The organism is Streptomyces sp. NPDC017202 (assembly GCF_044331705.1).
GTDB lineage: Bacteria > Actinomycetota > Actinomycetes > Streptomycetales > Streptomycetaceae > Streptomyces.
Genome location: NZ_JBIRNP010000004.1, coordinates 521815 through 542065, shown reverse-complemented (window position 1 = coordinate 542065; position 20251 = coordinate 521815). Strand labels below are relative to the sequence as shown.

The following is a 20251-nucleotide window of genomic DNA, read 5'->3' as shown; positions in this document are numbered from 1 at the left end:
CCTTGACGCGGCCGGCCGGGAGGGGCGCACCCGGCGGTGAGGGGGCGGCGCCTCGTCGGGGTCGGTCCGGCCGGTGGTGGAAGCGCCGGTTGCACGGGATTCCGCGGGGGAAGCTCATACACTGACGCGGGCGGAAAGCCGTACGGTTGAGGGGCGGTTGACGGTGCGTAAGGCGTGGATCCTGGCGGGTGCCGCGACTGCGGCGGGGCTCAGCTTCGTGATGCTGCTCGTCGTCGGCGTGTACGTCGTCGCCGGGAACCTCGCGGGCGGCGTGGGCGGCAGGAGCGTCGGGCTGGCCAAGGGCGCCGTGCCGGCCGCCTACCAGGCGCTCGTGCAGAAGTGGGGCAACCTCTGCTCCGCGATCGACCCGGCGCTGCTCGCCGCCCAGCTCTACCAGGAGAGCGGATTCAACCCGAACGCCAAGAGCCCCGCGGCGGCCCAGGGGATAGCGCAGTTCATCCCCGGCACCTGGGCCACCCACGGCATCGACGGCGACGGGGACGGGGACCGTGACGTGTGGGACCCGAATGACGCGATTCCGTCGGCCGCGTCCTACGACTGCGAACTCGCCTCGTACGTGAAGAAGGTGCCGGGCGACCCCACCCACAACATGCTCGCGTCCTACAACGCGGGGGCCTACGCGGTCATCAAGTACGGGGGCGTGCCGCCGTACCGGGAGACCCGGAACTACGTGAAGACGATCACCACGCTGGCGAAGAGCTTCGCCGCGCCGGTCACCCGGGTCGATCCGTCCGAGCAGGCCGCCGGGGCGATCTACTTCGCGCAGAAGAAGCTGGGGACGCCGTATCTGTGGGGCGGGAACGGCACGCCTGAGCAGGGCGGACGGTTCGACTGCTCGGGTCTGACCAAGGCGGCGTACGAGAGTGTCGGGATCACCCTGCCCCGGGTGGCCAACGACCAGTACAACGCGGGGCCGCACCCCTCGCGGGACGAACTGCTGCCGGGCGACCTGGTGTTCTTCTCGACCGATCCGACCAACTCGCGGGCCATCGACCACGTCGGCATCTACGTCGGCGGCGGGTACATGATCGACGCGCCCCGTACGGGAGCGGTCATCCGGTTCGACCCGATCGACACCCGCAAGTACTTCGGTGCCACGCGGGTCACCGAAGATGGCGCGAAAGCGCTCCCCACGAGGGTCTGAGCGGCCGGGGACCCGTCTCCTGAGCTGCGGTGACGTATCTCTCTTCGATAACGTCTGCGTGATCATTCGGTGGAGAGTGGAACGTATCAACGGGGGTCGTGCGTTCCTGTTGGCGTAGCCGAGCAATGCCTGTGACCGACCGACAGAGCGGCGAACGCGGATCTACGACCACGGGGGTGGGTACGAGCGGCGTGCGTGAGGCGCGCCCGGCAGCAACGACGAAGGGGCCGCAGCACCATGGCTGGACTCGCCGAATCCGGGTCGAACCCTGACGTCGACCTGCTCTACGACATCAACGGCCTCGCCAAGGACGCCCCGCACTGGCTGGACCGGATCGTCGAGTTCGTCGGCGAGTACGGGTTGCTCCTGGCGATGGTGCTGCTCGTGGTCTGGTGCTGGTGGACCGTGCGGCGGCGGCCCGTGCCGGCCGAGGAGGCCGCCTCCTCCGTGGCCGCGCTGGTGTGGGTGCCGTTGGCCGCCGCGGTCGCGGTCCTGGTGAACGTGCCGATACGGGGGTTCGTGGAACGGCCCCGGCCCTTTCTCGACCACCAGGGCCTTGAGGTCCTGGTCTCCGGGAAGACCGACTACTCCTTCGTGAGCGACCACGCGACGATCACCATGGCGATGGGGGTCGCGCTGTTCGTGGCCCACCGCAGGTTCGGGCTCGTGGGGATCGGGCTGGGGCTGGTGGAGGGGTTCTGCCGGGTCTACATGGGGGTGCACTACCCGACGGACGTCATCGGGGGGTTCGCGCTCGGTACGGCGGTGGCGCTGCTGCTGTCGCCGGTGGCCTCGATGCTGCTCACCCCCGTGCTGAAGGCGGTCGAGGGGACCGCGTGGCTGGGGTGGGCCGTGCGGGCGCGCTCCGCGCGGGGCACGGAGAAGGACGCGGTGGTCCCGGGGGCCCGGGTCGAGGCGGCCTCCGCCGAGGAGCGGGACCTGGCCGCGTAGTCGGTCGTGCGGCCGTGGGCCGGGGGTCCGTCGGCCCCGGGACGTCGGCCGTGGGCCGCGGTCCGGCGGTGGCGGGTGGCCTCGGGCCGGGCCGGCCTCGTCACAGCGACTGCGCGTACGTGAAGAAACCGGTCGGGTCGTACCGGCGCTTCACCTTGGTGAGGTGCGGGAGCGCCGGGCCGTAGTACGCCTTCCTCCAGTTCGGCAGGGCGGGGTCCGCGTAGTTCTGGTAGGCGGCGCCCGAGGCGTGCGGGGCCATGGCGCTGTGGGCCGTGGTGAGCCAGGACCGGGCCGTGGTGCCCGTCGTGCCCGCGCGCCACGACACCAGGTACTGGGCCAGCATCCGGGAGCGGCGGTGGACGAACGCCGTGGCCGTGGGGGAGACCCGGTTGATCGCGCCGCCCAGGGCGGTGAGCGCGATGCTGCCCGAGCCGCCCCGGACGGTCCCCAGCTGCCGGAGCAGGGTCTGGACGCCCGCCGCCGAGAGGGAGCGGTCGAAGAAGTCGGAGCGGGCCGCGTAGGTCTCGCGGCCCAGGACGCCCCGCGGGGAGCGGCCGGGGGTCGGACCGGGCAGGTGGCACTGGGCGTCGGTGGCGAAGGAGGAGCATCCGGCGTAGACCTCCATGGCCTCCTCGTAGGAGCGGCGGCGCAGCGACACTGTCGTCGCGGAGGCGCCCACGCGGTCCGCGAGGCGGTCGACGGCGTTCTGCAACTGGCCGTGGGTGCCGACGCAGAAGGCGGACACGGAGATCCTCGGGGTGCCGCCGGGCGTGCTCGCCAGGTGGAGGGCGGACCAGATCTCGTCCGGCTGGGACGGGCCCCATTCCTGCCAGGCCCGCACCACGGCCGCGGCCTTCGACCAGGGCCAGGAGAGGTGGCCGGTCACCGCCTGGGGGGCCGGGTGGGTGGTGAAGCGGAGTTCGGTGACGACGCCGAAGTTGCCGTTGCCCGCTCCGCGCAGCGCCCAGAACAGGTCCTCGTGGTGCGTGGCGTCCGCCGTGAGCAGCCTGCCGTCCGCCGTGACGATCGTCGCCTGGGTGAGGCTGTCGCAGGTGAGGCCGTACGCGCGCGAGACGACGCCGTGGCCGCCGCCCAGGACCAGGCCGGAGACGCCGACCGTCGGGCAGGAGCCGGCCGGGATCGTCACGCCCCTGGCGGCGAGCGCGCGGTAGACGTCGATCAGTTTGGCGCCGGCGCCGACGACGGCCGAACCGCCGCTCGTACGGACCCGGTTCAGCCGGGAGACGTCGAGGACCAGCCGGCCGTCGCCCGAGGACCAGCCGCCGTAGGAGTGGCCGCCGTTGCGGATGGCGACCCTGGTGCCGTGGGCGCGGGCGTAGGCCAGGGCGGTACGGATGTCGTCGGGGTGGGCGACGTAGGCGACCGCGGCCGGCCGGAGGGTGTCGAAGCGGGTGTTGTACAGCTGCCGGGCCGCCGTCCACGAGGCGTCCCCGGGGCGGATCAGAGGACCGTCGAGGGAGCGGTCGAGGGCGGCCCAGTCGGCGGCGGCGACGGCGCTCGTGGTCCGCAGCGGGATCTTGCCGTCCGCCGTGCCGGAGACGGCCCGGGAGGCGGAGGCGGTCCCGGAGCCGCCGTCGCCGCCCGGCCGGCACGCGGCCGCTGCGACCGCCGCGACGGCGGCCGTGCCGCCCGCGATGAATGTACGCCGATGCATGGCTGACCGCCCCCTCTGCCTCCGCCGGTTCCATGGAGCCAGACGGGGCTTCGGGGCCGGGGGTTCCCCGCAGAGGGGGGCGGATCGGGTCAGGTGTGGGTGTGGCCGGCGGCGTCCGCTCTGGCCAGGCTTCTCGCCCTGCGCGCCGGGCCGTGCCAGCCGCAGGTGCAGCGGGCCAGGCAGAAGGGGCCGCGTTCGACGGTCGTGGTGGTGTGGGTTTCCCCGTCGCCGGGGGAGGAGACCGAACGGTCCTGCTGGGTCACGGAGTCAACCGTACCCAGCCCCGGTGGAAAGGACGCCTGCGACCACCGTGAACCCCGGTCGCGCGTGACGGGGGCCGCCCACCCGTCGTTATCGGGAACGACAGGGGACCCGTGACGGACGTACCGGCTGGGGGTAGACAGGCGATGACTCAGCGGCAGCAGCGGCGGTGGGGTACGGCGGTCGTCGCGGGGCTGGTGGCCGGCGTCTGGGCCGGCGCCGCCGCCGGGTGCGCCGGGCCCGGGAACGCCGCCGAGGACGCGCGGGCCGCCGACCCGGTCGAGACGCTCCGCCGCGCGGCCGACGCGCTGGTGGCGGCGGGCAGTTCGAAGGCCCGGACGTCGATGGAGATGGCCACCGGCGGGACCCGCGTGACGATCCGGGGCGAGGGCGTCTACGACTACCGCCGGCGGCTCGGGCGGCTGAAGGTGGTGCTCCCGCAGGATCCGGCCGGCGTCAGTGAGCACCGGCCCATCGTCGAACTCCTCGCGCCCGGCGCGCTGTTCATGAAGAACCGGGGCGCGGGCGTGCCCGCCGACAAGTGGGTGCGGGTGGACACGGCGACGCTGTCCGACGGGAACCTGGTGACCGGCGGCGCGACCGACCCGTACGCCGCCGCCGAGGTGCTGCGCGGGACGCGCACCGCGACCTATGTGGGCCGGGGCCGGCTGGCGGGGACCGACGTGCGGCACTTCCGCGGCACCGCCGACCTCGCGGTGGCCGCGAAGGGCGCCTCGGCGGGCGGCCGGGACTCGCTGGGGGCGGCGGCGAAGGGGTTCGCCACCGCCCGGGTCCCCTTCGACGTCTACCTCGACGACGAGGGACGCATCCGCAAGGTCCGGCACCGGTTCACCTTCGTCAACGGACGGCGGCAGGAGGCCGTCGCGGTCGCCTCGACGACGCTGCTGTACGACTTCGGGGCGCCCGTCGACGTACGGCTGCCGGCGCCCGGGGACATCTACGCCGGGCGGATCGCGGAGGAGTGAGCCGGGCCGCCGCCGCGGGACGGGCGGCCGGTCGGGGGCCGGTGGTCGTCCGGTGGGGGCCGGATCCGGCCAGGGAACCGGTATGAGGACTAGCCCGTCCGTGCCATGCGCGGCCTGTGCGCCGCTCCCTACTCTAGGAAGTCGGTGACGGCAGGGACGAGGTGATGCGCGTGGCTCCGGTCGGTGGTACGGCGGTACAGGACCACGTGGCCCTCGCCGAGATCGAACTGTGCGGGGAGCTGATCATCGCGGCCTCCGCCGCCGAGGAGCGGCTCAGCCTGGAGAGCATCGACGAGGTGCTGAGGGTGGCCGAGGAACGCGAGGCCCGCGCCGGCTGACGCGCGGGCCCCGGTCGGTGCCGAGAGGCGAGAGCCAGGAGCGGGCGGGGCCGGGGTCAGGTCCGCAGCAGGCGGGCGATGGCCTTCGTGGCCTCCTCGACCTTCGCGTCGATCTCGTCGCCGCCCTTGACGGCCGCGTCGGCGACGCAGTGGCGCAGGTGCTCCTCCAGCAGCTGCAGCGCGAAGGACTGCAGGGCCTTGGTGGAGGCGGACACCTGGGTGAGTATGTCGATGCAGTAGGTGTCCTCCTCGACCATGCGCTGGAGGCCCCGGATCTGCCCCTCGATGCGGCGCAGGCGCTTGAGGTGCTCGTCCTTCTGTTTGTGGTAGCCGTGCACACCGCGGTCGTGGTCGGTCACGGCCTCTTCGGTGGCCGCCCCGGCCTCGGTGGTCGTCATGGTGTCCTCCAGACATATACCCCTACTGGGTATATCGTACCGAACTTTGCGGGGTAGGGAGCCTGTGGCCGCGGCTGCCGGCGGCCCCTGGAACGGGCCGCCGGGCGGCCCCGCTGCCGGTCGCCGTGGTTCATGGGTGACACTGGTGGGCGGCCCATTAGCCGTGGCCGGATGATGCGCCTAGCATCAGCCTGACCGAAACCGATGCATCCTGAGGACCCCACGTGCGCTTTCGTCTGACCCCCAGGGAGACGAGCTTCTACGACATGTTCGCCGCGTCCGCGGACAACATCGTCACGGGCTCGAAACTCCTCATGGAACTGCTCGGGGCGGACACCGCCGGCCGGGCCGAGATCGCAGAGCGTATGCGGGCCGCGGAGCACGCCGGTGACGACGCCACGCACGCGATCTTCCACCAGCTGAACTCCTCCTTCATCACGCCGTTCGACCGCGAGGACATCTACAACCTCGCGTCGTCCCTCGACGACATCATGGACTTCATGGAGGAGGCCGTCGACCTCGTCGTCCTCTACAACGTCGAGGAACTGCCCAAGGGCGTCGAGCAGCAGATCGAGGTGCTGGCGCGGGCGGCGGAACTGACCGCCGAGGCCATGCCGAACCTGCGGACCATGGCCAACCTCACCGAGTACTGGATCGAGGTCAACCGGCTGGAGAACCAGGCCGACCAGATCCACCGCAAGCTGCTCGCCCACCTCTTCAACGGCAAGTACGAAGCGATCGAGGTGCTGAAGCTCAAGCAGATCGTGGACGTGCTGGAGGAGGCCGCGGACGCCTTCGAGCACGTGGCGAACACGGTGGAGACCATCGCGGTCAAGGAGTCCTGACCCCTTCATGGACACCTTCGCTCTGGTCGCGACCATCGCGGTCGCGCTCTTCTTCACGTACACCAACGGCTTCCACGACTCGGCGAACGCGATCGCGACGTCCGTGTCGACGCGGGCGCTGACGCCGCGGGCGGCACTGGCGATGGCCGCGGTGATGAACCTCGCCGGCGCCTTCCTCGGCTCCGGGGTCGCCAAGACCGTCAGCGAGGGGCTGATCCAGACGCCCGAGGGGTCGCAGGGGATGGGGATCCTCTTCGCGGCGCTGGTGGGGGCGATCACCTGGAACCTCGTCACCTGGTACTTCGGCCTGCCGTCCTCGTCCTCGCACGCGCTGTTCGGCGGCATGGTGGGCGCGGCGCTGGCCGGCGGGACGAAGGTGTACTGGAACGGGGTGCTGGACAAGGTCGTCATCCCGATGTTCGTGTCGCCGGTGGTCGGCCTGCTGGTCGGTTACCTGGTGATGACGGCGATCCTGTGGATCTTCCGGCGCGCCAACCCGCACAAGGCCAAGCGCGGCTTCCGCATCGCGCAGACGGTGTCGGCGGCCGGCATGGCGCTCGGCCACGGCCTCCAGGACGCGCAGAAGACGATGGGCATCGTGGTGATGGCGCTGGTCATCGCCGACGTCGAGGACTACGGCGACCCGATCCCGGTCTGGGTCAAGCTCGTCTGCGCCGTGATGCTGTCGCTGGGCACCTACGCGGGCGGCTGGCGCATCATGCGCACGCTCGGCCGGAAGATCATCGAGCTGGACCCCCCGCAGGGCTTCGCGGCCGAGACGACCGGCGCCTCGATCATGTTCGTCTCCGCGTTCCTCTTCAAGGCGCCGATCTCCACGACGCACGTGATCACCTCGGCGATCATGGGTGTGGGCGCGACCAAGCGGATCAACGCCGTGCGGTGGGGTGTCGCCAAGAACATCGTCCTCGGCTGGTTCATCACCATGCCGGCGGCGGCGGTCGTCGCGGCCTGTGCCTTCTGGCTCGTCGACCTGGCGTTCCTGTAGGGAACGCGGGGGACGGAGCACGCCCGGACGGCGTTCCGCGGAATCCGCCCCCCCAAGCACGCGAGCCCGCCCCCCGGGAGCCAGGGGGCGGGCTCTTCTGCGTCCTCGCGGTGGCACCGCCATGCAGCACCGCGAGGGGCCTGGGTTCCCTATCCGAAGCGGCCCGAGATGTAGTCCTCGGTGGCCTGGACCGACGGGTTGGAGAAGATGCGCTCCGTGTCGTCGATCTCGATCAGCCGGCCGGGCTGGCCGACGGCCGCCAGGTTGAAGAAGGCCGTGCGGTCGGAGACGCGCGCCGCCTGCTGCATGTTGTGCGTGACGATGACGATCGTGAAGCGTTCCTTCAGCTCGCCGATCAGGTCCTCGATGGCGAGGGTGGAGATCGGGTCGAGCGCGGAGCAGGGCTCGTCCATCAGCAGGACGTTCGGCTCCACCGCGATCGCCCGCGCGATGCACAGACGCTGCTGCTGGCCGCCGGAGAGGCCCGAGCCCGGCTTGTTGAGGCGGTCCTTCACCTCGTTCCACAGGTTCGCGCCCTTGAGGGACTTCTCGACGACGTCCTGCAGTTCGCTCTTCTTGTAGTTGCCGTTCAGCCGCAGGCCCGCCGCCACGTTGTCGAAGATCGACATCGTGGGGAAGGGGTTCGGACGCTGGAACACCATGCCGACCTCGCGCCGCACCGACACCGGGTCGATGCCCTGGCCGTACAGGTCCTCGTCGTCGAGCATCACCTTGCCCTCGACGCGGCCACCGGAGGTGACCTCGTGCATGCGGTTCAGCGTGCGCAGGAACGTCGACTTGCCGCAGCCGGAGGGGCCGATGAACGCCGTCACCGAGCGCGGCTCGACGGTCATCGAGATGTCCTCGATCGCCTTGTGGGAGCCGTAGTACGCGGTCAGTCCGCTTACGTCGATTCGCTTGGCCATGTCTTCTACTTCACTTCCAAAAGTCCGGTGGTTCGCTGTGGTCCCGCGCGGCGGTGGCCGCAGACCGATGCTCAGCGACTGGTCTTCGGGGCCTTCCAGCGGGCGATGCCGCGAGCCACCAGGTTGAGGATCATCACGAAGGCGATCAGCGTGAGGGATGCCGCCCAGGCGCGGTCGTAGGCCGCCTGCGAACCGGCGCTCTGCGCGTACTGCTGGTAGATGTACAGCGGCAGCGACGCCTGCGCACCCTCGAAGGGGTTCGAGTTGATGAACGGGTTGCCGAAGACGAGGAGGAGGACGGGGGCGGTCTCACCGGCGATGCGGGCCACCGAGAGCATGACGCCGGTGATGATGCCGCCGATGGAGGTCGGGACGACCACCTTCAGGATGGTGCGCCACTTGGGGATGCCCAGTGCGAGGGAGGCCTCGCGCAGCTCGTTGGGGACGAGCTTGAGCATCTCCTCCGTCGAGCGTACGACGACCGGCATCATCAGGATGGCCAGGGCCAGCGAGCCCGCGAAGCCGAAGGGCTGCATGTCGAACATCAGCATGAGGCTGAGGATGAACAGGCCGGCGACGATCGACGGGATGCCCGTCATGACGTCCACGAAGAAGGTGACGGCGCGGGCGAGGTTGCCGCGCCCGTACTCCACCAGGTAGATCGCGGTGAGGATGCCGATCGGGGCGCCGATCACGGTGGCGAGGCCGACCTGCTCCAGGCTGCCGAGGATGGCGTGGTAGATGCCGCCGCCGGGCTCGGAGTCGGCGACGACGCCCATCGAGTGGGTCAGGAAGTAGCCGTCCAGGACCTCGGTGCCGCGCTCCACGGTCGCCCAGATCAGCGAGGCGAGCGGCACGACGGCGATCAGGAAGGCGACCCAGACGAGGGCGGTGGCGATGCGGTCCTTGGCCTGGCGGCGGCCCTCGACGCGGGCGGCGATGCCGTAGGTGGCCAGCAGGAAGAGGAGGCCGGCGATCAGGCCCCACTGGACGCGGCTGTCGAGGCCCCCGGCCAGGCCGATGACCACGGCCAGGGCGATCGAGCCGCCCGCGATGGCCCACGGGGACCACTTCGGCAGGGTGGCGCCGCGCAGGCTGCTGCCGGGGCGCTTGTCGTCGATGACGGCGTGGCTCATGCGTTGGCCCCCGAGTACTCCTTGCGGCGGGCGATGATCGCGCGGGCCGCGCCGTTGACCAGCAGCGTGATGACGAACAGGACGAGGCCGGAGGCGATGAGCGCGTCCCGGCCGAACTCGTTCGCCTCGTTGAACTTGCTGGCGATGTTCTGGGCGAAGGTGCCGCCGCCCGGGTTGAGCAGGCTGGCGTGGATGTCGAAGTCGGGGGAGAGGACCGTGGCGACGGCCATCGTCTCGCCGAGGGCACGGCCGAGGCCGAGCATCGACGCGGAGATCACGCCGGAGCGGCCGAACGGCAGCACGGACATCCGCACGACCTCCCAGCGTGTGGCGCCGAGGGCCAGGGCGGCCTCCTCGTGCATCTGCGGGACCTGGCGGAAGACCTCGCGGCTGACGTTGGTGATGATCGGCAGGATCATGATCGCCAGCAGGATGCCGACGGTGAGCATCGAGCGCGGCGCGCCCTGGTCCCAGGAGAAGATCCCCGTCCAGCCCAGGTACTCGTCCAGCCAGCTGAAGAGGCCGTTCATGTGCGGGACGAGGATCAGGGCGCCCCACAGGCCATACACGATGGACGGCACGGCGGCGAGCAGGTCGATCACGTAGGAGATCGGGCTGCGCAGCTTGCGCGGGGCGTAGTGGGTGAGGAAGAGCGCGATGGCGACGGCGATCGGGACCGCGAGGACCATGGCGACGATCGAGGAGACCACGGTGCCGAAGGCGAGGACGGCGATGCCGAACTTCGGCGGCACCAGGCTGGTGTTCCACTCGAAGGCGGTGAGGAAGTTCGCTTCGTCCTCGCTGATGGCCAGCGAGGCCCGGTACGTGAGGAAGACCGCGATGGCGGCCATGATCGCGAGCAGCAGGATGCCCGACCCGCGGGAGAGACCGAGGAAGATCCGGTCACCGGGTCGGGTGGCGCCGCGCGCCGCGCGCTTCTGCTCGGCCGTGGTCGGCGGGGCCGTGGGTGGAGGTGCTTCGTCTGTCTTCTGCGTCGATATGTCCATGGGGTTCTCCGGTCTGCGGAGCCGCTCGTGGGTGGGCGGCTCGGGCGGGGCCGGGTATGCGTGCGGCCCCTGGCGGCGGTGCACCGGACGGTGCGGTCCGGGCCGGGCGGACCCGGCGCCGGACCGCACCTTCAGATCAGCTCAGGCCCTCGACGGTGGTGCGGACCTTGGTGATGATGGAGTCGGGGATCGGCGCGTAGTCGATGCCCGAGAGAATGCCCTGGCCCTGCTCGCTGGCCAGGTAGCGCAGGAAGGCCTTGGTGGCCGGCAGGGTGGCGGCCTTGTTGCCCTTGTCGCAGACGATCTCGTACGTCACCAGGGTGATCGGGTACGCGCCCTCGGCCTTGGAGGTGTAGTCGATCTTCAGCGCGAGGTCGTTGCCCGTGCCGACGACCTTGGCGGCCGCGACGGCCTTGGTGGCGCCCTCGGAGGAGGCCTTGACCGGGGCGGCGGCGCCCGTGTTCAGGGCGACGGTGCCGAGACCGTCCTTGGCGTACGACAGCTCCATGTAGCCGATGGCGCCGTTGGTCTGCTTGACGCCCTGCGCGACACCGGAGGAGCCGGAGGCGGACTGGCCGCCCTTGGCCTGCCAGGCCTTGCCGCCCTCGTACTTCCAGTCGTTCGGGGCGGCGGCGATCAGGTACTTGGTGAAGTTGTCCGTGGTGCCGGACTCGTCCGAGCGGTGGTACGGCTGGATCTGGAGGTCGGGAAGCTTCGCGCCCGGGTTCAGCTTCGCGATGGCCGCGTCGTTCCAGTTCTTGATCTTGCCGTCGAAGATCTTCGCCAGGGTCGGCGCGTCCAGGACGAGGTTGTCGACACCGGAGAGGTTGTACGCGACGGCGATCGGGCCGGCCACCATCGGCAGGTCGATGCCCTGGCCGCCGGTGCAGACCTCCTTGGAGGCGGTGACCTCTTCGGGCTTCAGCGCGGAGTCGGAGCCGGCGAAGGCGACCGTGCCCTGCGTGAACGCGGTGATGCCGGCGCCGGAACCGGAGCCCTTGTAGTTGACCTGGACCCCGTTGCAGGCCTGGGTGAAGTTCTTGACCCAGGCGTCGATCGCGTTCTTCTGCGCGGAGGAGCCGTCGGCGAGGAGCTGGCCCTTGGCGTCGTCGCACTTGATGTCACTGGCGCCCGCGGCGGCGGAGCTGCTGTTGCCGCCGCTGGTCTTGGAGCCGGTGTCGTCGGAGCCGCACGCCGTGAGGGCCAGGGCGCCGGAGACGGCGAGAGCACCGAGGGTGAGGGCCCGCCGGTTCATGCGCTGAAGCTTCACTTGAGGGAGATCCTTCCGAGAGCCGCCGTCCTGAATCCGGCGGCGTGCGAAGACTGGGCGGTACGAGCGCTTCCCTGGAGTCGCGCACCGCACCGGGTAAGGCCGAAATTAGGCAGAACAGGTGAAGCCGCCTACGGGGCCGAATGAACGGGAGGTGAACCCCTGAGGGCGGTGTGGTTAGGTCACGGAACGCTCACGCCGAGGACACAGGGTGATTCCGGCCGGGCGGGGGTCGCGCCCGGTACGGGGCGGTGAGCGGCGCGCCGGGCCCGGGGCTATGCCAGGCGCAGGGCGGCGAGCAGCGCGTCCACGAGGGTGCGGTCCCTCGGCTCCGTGAGACGGGCGCGGGCGGCCGCCGGGGGCAGCCAGAGCACCCGGTCCACCTCGTCGTTCGGCGTGAAACGGCCGGCACCGGCCTCGGCCGCCCAGTAGCGGACCTCCTTGGGGCGGCCCTGGGCCAGGTAGTGGGCCGTGGGCAGCCGGGGCCCCGGGTGCGCCGTGTGGCCGGTCTCCTCGGCCACCTCGCGGACGGCGCACGCCAGCCAGTCCTCGTCGTGTTTGAGCTTCCCCTTGGGGTGCGACCAGTCGTCGTACTTCGGTCGGTGGACCAGGCATACCTCCAGCTCACCGTCGAACGGCGACCGCCGCCACAGGACGCAGCCGGCCGCCCGCACGAGAGCCCCCTGTGAGGTGCCGTCGGGATGGCTCACCGGTTCACCGCCTTCTGGACGAGTGGGGCCCTCGCGGGCTACGACGTGGTCGTGCCGACGGTCTGCTTCTGCCACGAACGCTGGAAGGCGTACCGGGCCGCCTCCACCTCGTGCCGCTGGTCCGCGTGCAGCACGCCCAGCGCGTACGCCGTCGCCGGGGCGATGCGGGGCGTGCGGGCCGCGTGGGCCGCCGCGGCCGCCGCCTCCGAGGCGTCGCGGTGGCGGTCGAGGGCCTGGCCGGCCGAGAGCAGCACGCCGTCGTCGCCGTGCGGGCCGTCGTCGCCGTGCAGGACCTCCAGGGCGTACCGGTGCAGGCGCAGCAGGAGGCGGACCTGGTGCCAGGGCGCGTCCTGCGGGTGCGGGGCGGGGTCCGGGGACAGGCCGTGGATCAGCGCTTCCGCGTTGTACGGGTGGCCGGCGGTCACCAGGGGCAGCGCGGCGACCGCGTCCGCGAGGCGCTCCTCGGCCGCGGCGGCCAGGGGCCGCGGGTCGGCGGTGGCGGCGTGCGGCGCGAGGGGGACCTCGCTGGCCAGGACGGCGACCTTGTCCGCGACGGCGTGGAAGCGGGAGGAACCGAGGGCCTGGAGGGCGGTGGAGTGGGCCCGGGTGCGGGCGAGGGTGAGCTGGCGGTCGAGGAGGGCGCCCGCCTTGGCCGCGCCCACGGTGAGGTTGCCGCGGTCGGGGGCGGTGCTCGCCGCTCTCGGCGGGGCGGCCTTCCGGGAGCCGGCCACGGGCACGGCCGTCACGGTGGCCGCGCCCGTCCCCGACGCCAGGGTCCGGGGCGGTATCACCGTCGCCCCCGACAGTCGTTGCAGCGCGAGCAGCAGCCGTTCCAGGCGGGACGCGCAGGCGTGCTCCAGGGCCAGCGTGCCCGACACCCAGGCCAGTTCGGGGCGTATCTCCTCCGACCAGCCGGGGTCGAGCAGCGGGCGGAACGTGTGCAGGCTGCCGCTGATCCGGCGGGCCGAGCGGCGCAGGGCGTGCGTCGCGTCGACGGCGTCCGCCGGGCCGCCGCCCGAGCCGTTCTGCCCGCCGACGTTCTGCCCGCCGCCGGTCTCCCGGTGCAGGCGCAGCGCGCGGAGGAACTCGGTGGCCTGGCCGCGGAGATAGCCGGCCAGGACCTCCCCGGTCACGGGCGGGGCGGCGCGCCCGGCCGTGGAGTCCGTCAGGTCATGGTGTCGCTGTGCCACGCCGGCGCCTCCGGGCGTCTATGAGCATCTCCTGGACGTTGCGCAGGGGCTGGCCGTCCGCGTCGGTCGCGTGCCGCGTCCACTCGCCGTCCGGGCCGAGGTGCCAGGAGGCGGTGGAGTCCGACATGCCGGTCTCCAGCAGCCGGTTCAGGGCCGCCCGGTGGGCCGGGTCGACGACCCTGACCAGGGCTTCGATGCGACGGTCGAGGTTGCGGTGCATCATGTCGGCGCTGCCGATCCACACCTCGGGTTCACCGCCGTTGCCGAAACCGAACACCCGGGAGTGCTCCAGGAAGCGGCCGAGGATCGAACGGACCCGGATGTTCTCCGACAGGCCCGGCACGCCCGGCCGTACGGCGCAGATGCCGCGCACCCAGACGTCGACCGGGACACCGGCCTGGGACGCCCGGTAGAGGGCGTCGATGATCGCCTCGTCCACCATCGAGTTGACCTTGATGCGGACGTGGGCGGGGCGTCCGGCGCGGTGGTGCTGGACCTCCTTGTCGATGCGCGAGATCAGGCCGTCGCGCAGGGACTTGGGAGCGACCAGCAGACGGCGGTAGGTCTCGCGGCGGGAGTAGCCGGAGAGCCGGTTGAAGAGGTCGGAGAGGTCCGCGCCGACCTGGGGGTCCGCGGTGAGCAGGCCGAGGTCCTCGTACAGCCGGGCCGTCTTCGGGTGGTAGTTGCCGGTGCCGACGTGGCTGTAGCGCCGCAGGGTCTCGCCCTCCTGGCGGACCACCAGGGACAGCTTGCAGTGGGTCTTCAGGCCGACCAGGCCGTAGACGACGTGGCAGCCGGCCTCCTCCAGCTTGCGCGCCCACTTGATGTTGGCGTGCTCGTCGAAGCGGGCCTTGATCTCGACCAGCACGAGGACCTGCTTGCCGGACTCGGCGGCGTCGATGAGCGCGTCGACTATCGGGGAGTCGCCGGAGGTCCGGTACAGGGTCTGCTTGATGGCGAGGACGTCCGGGTCGGCGGCCGCCTGCTCCAGGAAGGCCTGGACGGAGGTGGAGAAGCTGTCGTACGGGTGGTGCAGCAGCACGTCCCGGTTGCGCAGGGCCGCGAAGATGTCGGGCGCGGACGCCGACTCGACCTCGGCCAGGTCGCGGTGGACGCCCGCGATGAACTTGCGGTACTTCAGCTCGGGCCGGTCGAGGCCGTGGATGCGGAACAGGCCGGTGAGGTCCAGGGGGCCCGGCAGCGGGTACACCTCGGCCTCGCCGATCTTCAGCTCGCGCACCAGCAGGTCGAGCACCTCGCGGTCGATGGACTCCTCGACCTCCAGGCGCACCGGCGGTCCGAAGCGGCGCCGCATGAGTTCCTTCTCCAGGGCCTGGAGGAGGTTCTCGGCGTCGTCCTCCTCGACCTCGAGGTCCTCGTTGCGGGTGAGGCGGAAGGCGTGGCTCTCCAGCACCTCCATGCCCGGGAACAGCTCCTCCAGGTGGGCGGCGATGACGTCCTCGACGGGGACGTAGCGGCCCGGGGAGCACTCCAGGAAGCGGGACAGCAGCGGCGGCACCTTCACGCGCGCGAAGTGCTTGTGCCCGCTGACCGGGTTGCGCACGATCACCGCGAGGTTCAGGGAGAGGCCCGAGATGTACGGGAAGGGGTGCGCCGGGTCGACCGCCAGGGGCGTCAGCACGGGGAAGATCTGGTGCCGGAACAGCGTGAAGAGGCGGGCCTGCTCCTTCTCCGTCAGCTCGTTCCAGCGGACCAGGTGGATGCCCTCCTCCGCGAGTGCGGGGGCGACGTCCTCGTGGTAGCAGGCGGCGTGCCGGGCCATCAGCTCGCGGGAGCGGGCCCAGATCATCTCCAGCACCTCGCGCGGCTGGAGGCCGGAGGCGGAGCGGGTGGCCACGCCGGTGGCGATGCGCCGCTTGAGTCCGGCCACCCGGACCATGAAGAACTCGTCGAGGTTGCTCGCGAAGATGGCGAGGAAGTTGGCCCGCTCGAGCAGGGGTGTGGTCGGGTCCTCGGCGAGCTCGAGGACCCGCTCGTTGAACGCCAGCCAGCTGCGCTCCCGGTCGAGGAAGCGGCCCTGCGGCAGTTGGGGCCCGTCGTACGGCGACTCCTCGTATCCGTCGAGGTCGGCGTCGATGTCGGGTTCCAGATCGGATACCGCGGCGGCCACCGTGTGCGGGCGGTGCGCGGCTATGGAGCCCACGGAGGGCTGCTCGTGCTGGACCTTGGCCTGGGCGTTCGACTGGCTCATAGACCCATTCTTCCGCGCCGACGGCGAGACAGGCGCGTCGGATCGTGCGCGGGGGAGCGCGGCGGCGTTCCCGTCGAGGAGTCTGTCCTCGGGGGGCGGCGAGGGCTCGGGCACGGCGGGGTTCATTGGCTGAGCGTCGCAAGGTCGTCTGAACCAGCGGTTACGGAGACATGGCGTGCGGGATATCGGGCGGCGGCTCGCGGGGGTGGGACCAGGGAGTGGGGGCGAGGTGGCGGGGGTGAGCGGGGCGAGAGGGGTGGGGGTCGGGCCGTGGGCGGTGCGGGTGGCCGGTTCGGTGGTTGCCTCCCCTGTGGTCCGGGTGGCTGGTTGCCGTACGGCCGGGGTGGCCGGTTCCCGTAGGTCTTCGGGCGACCCGTAGGTCTTCGGGTGGCCCCTGCGGCTTCGGGCCCCGTACGGCTCTCCCCCGGTGGAGGGACGTACAGGGCCCGTGGCGGGGGAGCCGCCGGGTGGGTCAGGCCGTGCGGCGGCGCAGGAGGCGGAAGGACACGGCGGTGGCCGCCGCGGCGACGACCAGGAGGATGCCGGTCTCGACCAGGTGGAGGGGCCAGAAGTGGGACGCGGGGTGGTACGTGACGTAGGAGCCGTTGACACCCAGGTCGTCCAGGCAGCGCCGCGTCTCCTCGACGGTGCCGTCGCAGCTCCAGTCGTGCACGTCCGGGGCGGGGCTGCCGTGGACCAGGACGCCCTGGTCCACCTGCCACGCGTTGTCGGGGAGGTCGGCCTCCACAGTCGCCGAGGTCCGGGTCAGGGACGGCCACAGAGAGGCGCGGAAGTGCCCCAGGACGAGGGTGAGCAGCCAGGTCAGGGCGACGGAGACGCCGAGCGCGGGCAGGGCGCGGCGCAGCAGGAGCGCGCTGAGCGTGCCCAGGGCGAGGGCGCACAGGGCGTACGCGACGGCGGCCGGGCCGAGCGCCACGAACACGCTGCCGTCCGTCCACGCGGTGCCGATCAGGTCCCGGTGGGGTTCCCTGGCCCAGCGGAACACCAGGACCAGGACGGTGACGCCGAGCGTCACGGCCAGGGCGGGGACGGCGAGCTTGGCGGCCAGCCAGCGGGCCGGGGTGATGCCCTGCGACCAGGCGAGACGGGCGGTGCCGTTCTCCAGTTCGCGGCCGATCAGCGCGCCGCCCGCGAAGGCGGCGACGACGAGGGAGGAGTGGGCGGTGAGGGCGGCGATCCAGTCCATCGGCGCGCTGTAGCCGAAGGTGCCGACGGTCATGTCGCACCAGTCCTGGGCCGCCCGGTCGCACGCTTCCTGCTCGGCGCGCGCCTCGTCGGCGGTGACCTCGGTGAGCCACACCAGCCAGCCGGTCAGGCCCAGCACGGCCAGAGCCCAGACGAGCAGGGCGGCGCGGTGCAGCCGCAGGACGGTGCGGGCGACGCCCCAGCGGGCGCCGGCGGCCTCCTGGCGGACGTGCGCGGTGGCGAGGGCGGTCACGGGGAGGCCTCCTGGCGGACGGGGGCCGCGGTGCGGTGCGGGGTGCGGGTCGGGGAGGGCTTCGTGGCCGTGGACCGCCTGAGCAGGACGAACGCGGCGACGGTGAGGCCGGCGGCGACGGCCAGGACGAGGGCGGTCGTGGTCAGCTGGAGGGGCCAGTAGTGGGACTCGGGGTGGTACTCCGTGTAGAACCCGGTGGCGTCGAGCCTGGCGTACACATCGGCGCAGCCCTTGACGAACGACGGCCCGCAGCCCGGATCGGCCACGTGCGCGCCGTCCGCGGTGACCAGGCCCGAGTCGACCTTGACGCCCTCCATGACGTAACCGGTGTCGAGGCCGGTGACGCGGGTGACGGACGGCCACAGGTACGGCATGACCAGGTCGGCCGCGAACCTCAGGACGACGGTGAAGCCCAGTGCGGTGACCAGCGCGGGCAGCGTACGGCGCCACAGCAGGCCCGCGAGGGCGCCGGCGGCGAGGCCCGCCAGGGCGAGGGCGACCGTGGTGGGGCCGTTCGCGTGCAGGGTGGGGGAGTCGTACCAGGACTTGGACGTGTCGATGCGGTGCCGGTTCGCCGACCAGGCCAGGTGGTGCAGCCCCACCAGAAGGCCGGTGCCGACGGTGACCAGGACGGCGGGCGCGGCGATCTTGGCGGCCAGCCAGCGGGTCGGGGACAGGCCCGTCGTCCAGGCGAGGCGGGCGGTGCCGCTCTCCAGCTCACGGCCCACGAGGGCGGCGCCGGCCCAGGCCGCGACGAGGAAGGGCAGCGCGATCACGGCGAACGTCGTGTACGTGTACACGTCCCGGTACCGGATGATCGCGTCCTGGTCGTAGCCGCACGGTCCGTCGCCGACGCACGCGCGGTACTGCCGCCAGCCGTCGGCGGCCGCGTCACCGAGCGGGCCCCACATCGCGAGCAGGGCGAGGGCGAGGACGGCGACGAGACCGGCCCAGACGGCCAGCCCGGGGCGGTGCAGGCGCAGCAGCCACGGCAGCAGACGGGGCGCCGGGGCGGAGCGCGCGGTGGCGGCCGGGGCGGGGGTGGGGGTGGTGGCGGTCATACGGCGGCCTCCTCCGGGTGGGCGGGGACGAGGGGGGCCGCTTCGGGGTTGCGGAGGTAGGCGAGGACGAGGTCCTCCAGGGACGGTGCGGTGGGGCGCCAGTCGGCGGCGAGCGGGCCCGAGGGGCGCAGGAGGGCGGTGAACTGGCGGCCGGTCACGCGGGACTCGACGATCGTGTGCGCGGCGAGGTCACCGGCCTCTGCGGACGCGGCGGGTGCGCTCACGCGCGCGTGGGCGGCCAGCAGTTCGTCGATCTCCCCGGCCAGGCGGACCCGGCCGCCCCCGATCAGCAGCAGGTGGTCGCAGGAGTCCTCCAGCTCGGCGACCACGTGCGAGGACATCACGATCGTGGTGCCGTGCTGCGCGGCCTGTGCCATCAGGGTGCCCATCAGCTCGTGCCGGGCCAGCGGGTCGAGGTCGGCCATCGGCTCGTCCAGGAGGAGCAGTTCCGGCCGCTTGCCGAGCGCCAGGGCGAGCGCGACACGGGTGCGCTGGCCGCCGGAGAGGGTGCGGATACGGGCCCTGGGGTTCAGCTCGCCCGCGGAGACGATGCGCTCGGCGGTGGCGGCGTCCCAGCGCGCCGGGTTGAGGTCGGCACCCGACAGCAGCGTCTCGGCGACCGTGAGCTGCGGGTACAGCGGCTTGTCCTGGGCGACGTAACCGACACGCGCGCGTGCGGACGCCGGGTCCGTGCCGAGGACCGTGACCGATCCCTCGGAGGGCGCCAGCAGGCCGGCGGCGAGAGCGAGGAGCGTGGACTTGCCCGCGCCGTTGGGTCCGACGACGGCGCAGACGCGCCCGGCGGGCAGCCGGAACGCGCAGTCGCGCAGCGCCCAGCCGCCGCGTCGGCCGAAGCGCTTGCCGAGCGCGGTTGCCGCCATGGCGGTGTCGGTCATGAAGGGTCCCCCTGGGAGCGTTCGTGGTGGGTGGTGGTGTCGGTGCTGTCGGTGCGGTCGGTGGCGCCGGGCTGCCGGTGGGCCTCCGCCTGCCCGTGGCCGTCTGTGAAGTGCTCGTCGAGTACGGCGGTGAAGAGCGCGCTCACGTCGTCCCGGTCGAGGCCCGCCTCGCGGGCCCGGTCCGCCCACTCGTCCAGCTCGGTGCGCAGGGGCGAGTCGGCGGGGGCGGTGCTCAGCCCGCGCCGGACGAAGGTGCCCAGACCGCGCCGGGCCTCGACGAGTCCGTCGCGCTCCAGTTCGCGGTAGGCCTTCAGCACGGTGTTGGGGTTGATGGCGGTGGCCTCGACCACCTCGCGGGCCGTCGGCAGCTTGTCGCCGGGGCGCAGCATGCCGAGGCGGAGGGCCTGTTTCGTCTGCTGGACGATCTGGACGTAGGTGGCCACGCCGCTGTGCCGGTCGATGCGGTATTCCACCACTCGACAACCACCCTTTCACTAATTGAGTAGTGAAAGGGTGGTGCAAGGTGTCGGGCATGTCAAGCGGAGCCCGCGCGCCGGTGTGCCGGCGGGCCGACGGGTCGGTGTGCCGGTGGGTCGCCATGGAGCGGAGCCTGTGGGCCGGTGGGGAGAGGAACGGGGAGGCACAGGGAGGCACGGGGGGGGGGGGGGGGGCACGACGGGGGGGCCGGCGAAAAAAATTGGGTTTCCAGAAACTGAACCCAACGGCGGGGCGCGACCCCTTAGGGGAAGGGAGAGAAAA

20 protein-coding genes are annotated in these 20251 nt (G+C 72.1%); 6 read left to right on the top strand and 14 right to left on the bottom strand.

All coding sequences use genetic code 11. From position 1 onward, the window contains the following. Positions 1–157: 157 nt before the first annotated feature. Positions 158–1165, top strand: coding sequence for an NlpC/P60 family protein (locus ACH4N1_RS12565; RefSeq protein WP_382781250.1), 1008 nt, complete (start codon positions 158–160; stop codon positions 1163–1165). Between the two features lie 237 nt (positions 1166–1402). Next, complete coding sequence (locus tag ACH4N1_RS12560; protein ID WP_398096648.1) at positions 1403–2116, top strand: phosphatase PAP2 family protein; 714 nt, start codon at positions 1403–1405, stop codon at positions 2114–2116. A gap of 100 nt (positions 2117–2216) precedes the next feature. Here the strand turns inward: ACH4N1_RS12560 and ACH4N1_RS12555 are convergent, their stop codons facing one another. Both ACH4N1_RS12555 and ACH4N1_RS12550 read right to left on the bottom strand, forming a co-directional pair. After that, entirely contained in the window at positions 2217–3791 is a 1575-nt protein-coding gene (locus ACH4N1_RS12555; protein ID WP_398096646.1) for an FAD-binding oxidoreductase, read from the bottom strand. A gap of 89 nt (positions 3792–3880) precedes the next feature. Beyond that, positions 3881–4054: a hypothetical protein gene (locus ACH4N1_RS12550; protein ID WP_398096644.1), complete on the bottom strand. Its 174-nt coding sequence runs from the start codon at positions 4052–4054 to the stop codon at positions 3881–3883. A 144-nt stretch (positions 4055–4198) separates the two neighbouring features. On the opposite strand from ACH4N1_RS12550, the gene ACH4N1_RS12545 reads away from it, so the two are divergent. Together ACH4N1_RS12545 and ACH4N1_RS12540 are read left to right on the top strand one after the other, a co-directional pair. Beyond that, positions 4199–5038, top strand: a complete 840-nt coding sequence (locus ACH4N1_RS12545) for a hypothetical protein (RefSeq protein ID WP_398096642.1) — start codon at positions 4199–4201, stop codon at positions 5036–5038. Positions 5039–5208: 170 nt separating this feature from the next. Next, positions 5209–5376: a hypothetical protein gene (locus ACH4N1_RS12540; protein WP_363086939.1), complete on the top strand. Its 168-nt coding sequence runs from the start codon at positions 5209–5211 to the stop codon at positions 5374–5376. A 56-nt stretch (positions 5377–5432) separates the two neighbouring features. On the opposite strand, the gene ACH4N1_RS12535 is transcribed toward ACH4N1_RS12540, so the two are convergent. Then, complete coding sequence (locus ACH4N1_RS12535) at positions 5433–5774, bottom strand: metal-sensitive transcriptional regulator (protein ID WP_398096640.1); 342 nt, start codon at positions 5772–5774, stop codon at positions 5433–5435. Positions 5775–5998: 224 nt separating this feature from the next. Here ACH4N1_RS12535 and ACH4N1_RS12530 point away from each other — a divergent pair, with 224 nt between their 5' ends. Together ACH4N1_RS12530 and ACH4N1_RS12525 are read left to right on the top strand one after the other, a co-directional pair. Beyond that, positions 5999–6619, top strand: coding sequence for a DUF47 domain-containing protein (locus tag ACH4N1_RS12530; protein ID WP_398096638.1), 621 nt, complete (start codon positions 5999–6001; stop codon positions 6617–6619). Between the two features lie 7 nt (positions 6620–6626). Continuing rightward, positions 6627–7625: an anion permease gene (locus ACH4N1_RS12525; protein WP_398096636.1), complete on the top strand. Its 999-nt coding sequence runs from the start codon at positions 6627–6629 to the stop codon at positions 7623–7625. A gap of 149 nt (positions 7626–7774) precedes the next feature. Here the strand turns inward: ACH4N1_RS12525 and pstB are convergent, their stop codons facing one another. From pstB to ACH4N1_RS12470, 11 genes are all read right to left on the bottom strand, one after another. After that, the gene (gene pstB, locus ACH4N1_RS12520) at positions 7775–8551 is read right to left on the bottom strand and encodes a phosphate ABC transporter ATP-binding protein PstB (RefSeq protein WP_363086896.1); all 777 of its coding nucleotides are present in this window, start codon (positions 8549–8551) and stop codon (positions 7775–7777) included. Between the two features lie 71 nt (positions 8552–8622). Further along, a complete protein-coding gene (gene pstA / locus ACH4N1_RS12515; RefSeq protein ID WP_398096633.1) occupies positions 8623–9687 on the bottom strand; it encodes a phosphate ABC transporter permease PstA in 1065 nt (354 codons plus the stop codon). Continuing rightward, positions 9684–10694 carry a phosphate ABC transporter permease subunit PstC gene (pstC, locus tag ACH4N1_RS12510; protein ID WP_398096631.1) on the bottom strand — a complete coding sequence of 337 codons (1011 nt, stop codon included), beginning with the start codon at positions 10692–10694 and terminating at the stop codon, positions 9684–9686. The genes pstA and pstC overlap by 4 nt, the downstream gene beginning before the upstream one ends. A gap of 136 nt (positions 10695–10830) precedes the next feature. Next, a complete protein-coding gene (gene pstS, locus ACH4N1_RS12505; protein ID WP_398096629.1) occupies positions 10831–11964 on the bottom strand; it encodes a phosphate ABC transporter substrate-binding protein PstS in 1134 nt (377 codons plus the stop codon). Positions 11965–12239: 275 nt separating this feature from the next. Then, on the bottom strand, positions 12240–12674 hold the full coding sequence (locus tag ACH4N1_RS12500; RefSeq protein WP_398096628.1) for an NUDIX hydrolase: 435 nt from the start codon (positions 12672–12674) through the stop codon (positions 12240–12242). A 38-nt stretch (positions 12675–12712) separates the two neighbouring features. After that, a complete protein-coding gene (locus ACH4N1_RS12495) occupies positions 12713–13864 on the bottom strand; it encodes a CHAD domain-containing protein (protein WP_398096626.1) in 1152 nt (383 codons plus the stop codon). Further along, positions 13845–16202, bottom strand: a complete 2358-nt coding sequence (locus ACH4N1_RS12490; RefSeq protein ID WP_398096624.1) for an RNA degradosome polyphosphate kinase — start codon at positions 16200–16202, stop codon at positions 13845–13847. Before ACH4N1_RS12490 ends, ACH4N1_RS12495 begins: the two co-directional genes overlap by 20 nt. A gap of 346 nt (positions 16203–16548) precedes the next feature. Next, a complete protein-coding gene (locus ACH4N1_RS12485; RefSeq protein WP_398096622.1) occupies positions 16549–17535 on the bottom strand; it encodes a hypothetical protein in 987 nt (328 codons plus the stop codon). After that, entirely contained in the window at positions 17532–18596 is a 1065-nt protein-coding gene (locus tag ACH4N1_RS12480; protein ID WP_398096620.1) for an ABC transporter permease, read from the bottom strand. The genes ACH4N1_RS12485 and ACH4N1_RS12480 overlap by 4 nt, the downstream gene beginning before the upstream one ends. Continuing rightward, entirely contained in the window at positions 18593–19492 is a 900-nt protein-coding gene (locus ACH4N1_RS12475) for an ABC transporter ATP-binding protein (RefSeq protein ID WP_398096619.1), read from the bottom strand. Before ACH4N1_RS12475 ends, ACH4N1_RS12480 begins: the two co-directional genes overlap by 4 nt. Continuing rightward, on the bottom strand, positions 19489–19968 hold the full coding sequence (locus tag ACH4N1_RS12470) for a GntR family transcriptional regulator (protein WP_398096617.1): 480 nt from the start codon (positions 19966–19968) through the stop codon (positions 19489–19491). Before ACH4N1_RS12470 ends, ACH4N1_RS12475 begins: the two co-directional genes overlap by 4 nt. Between the last annotated feature and the right edge of the window lie 283 nt (positions 19969–20251).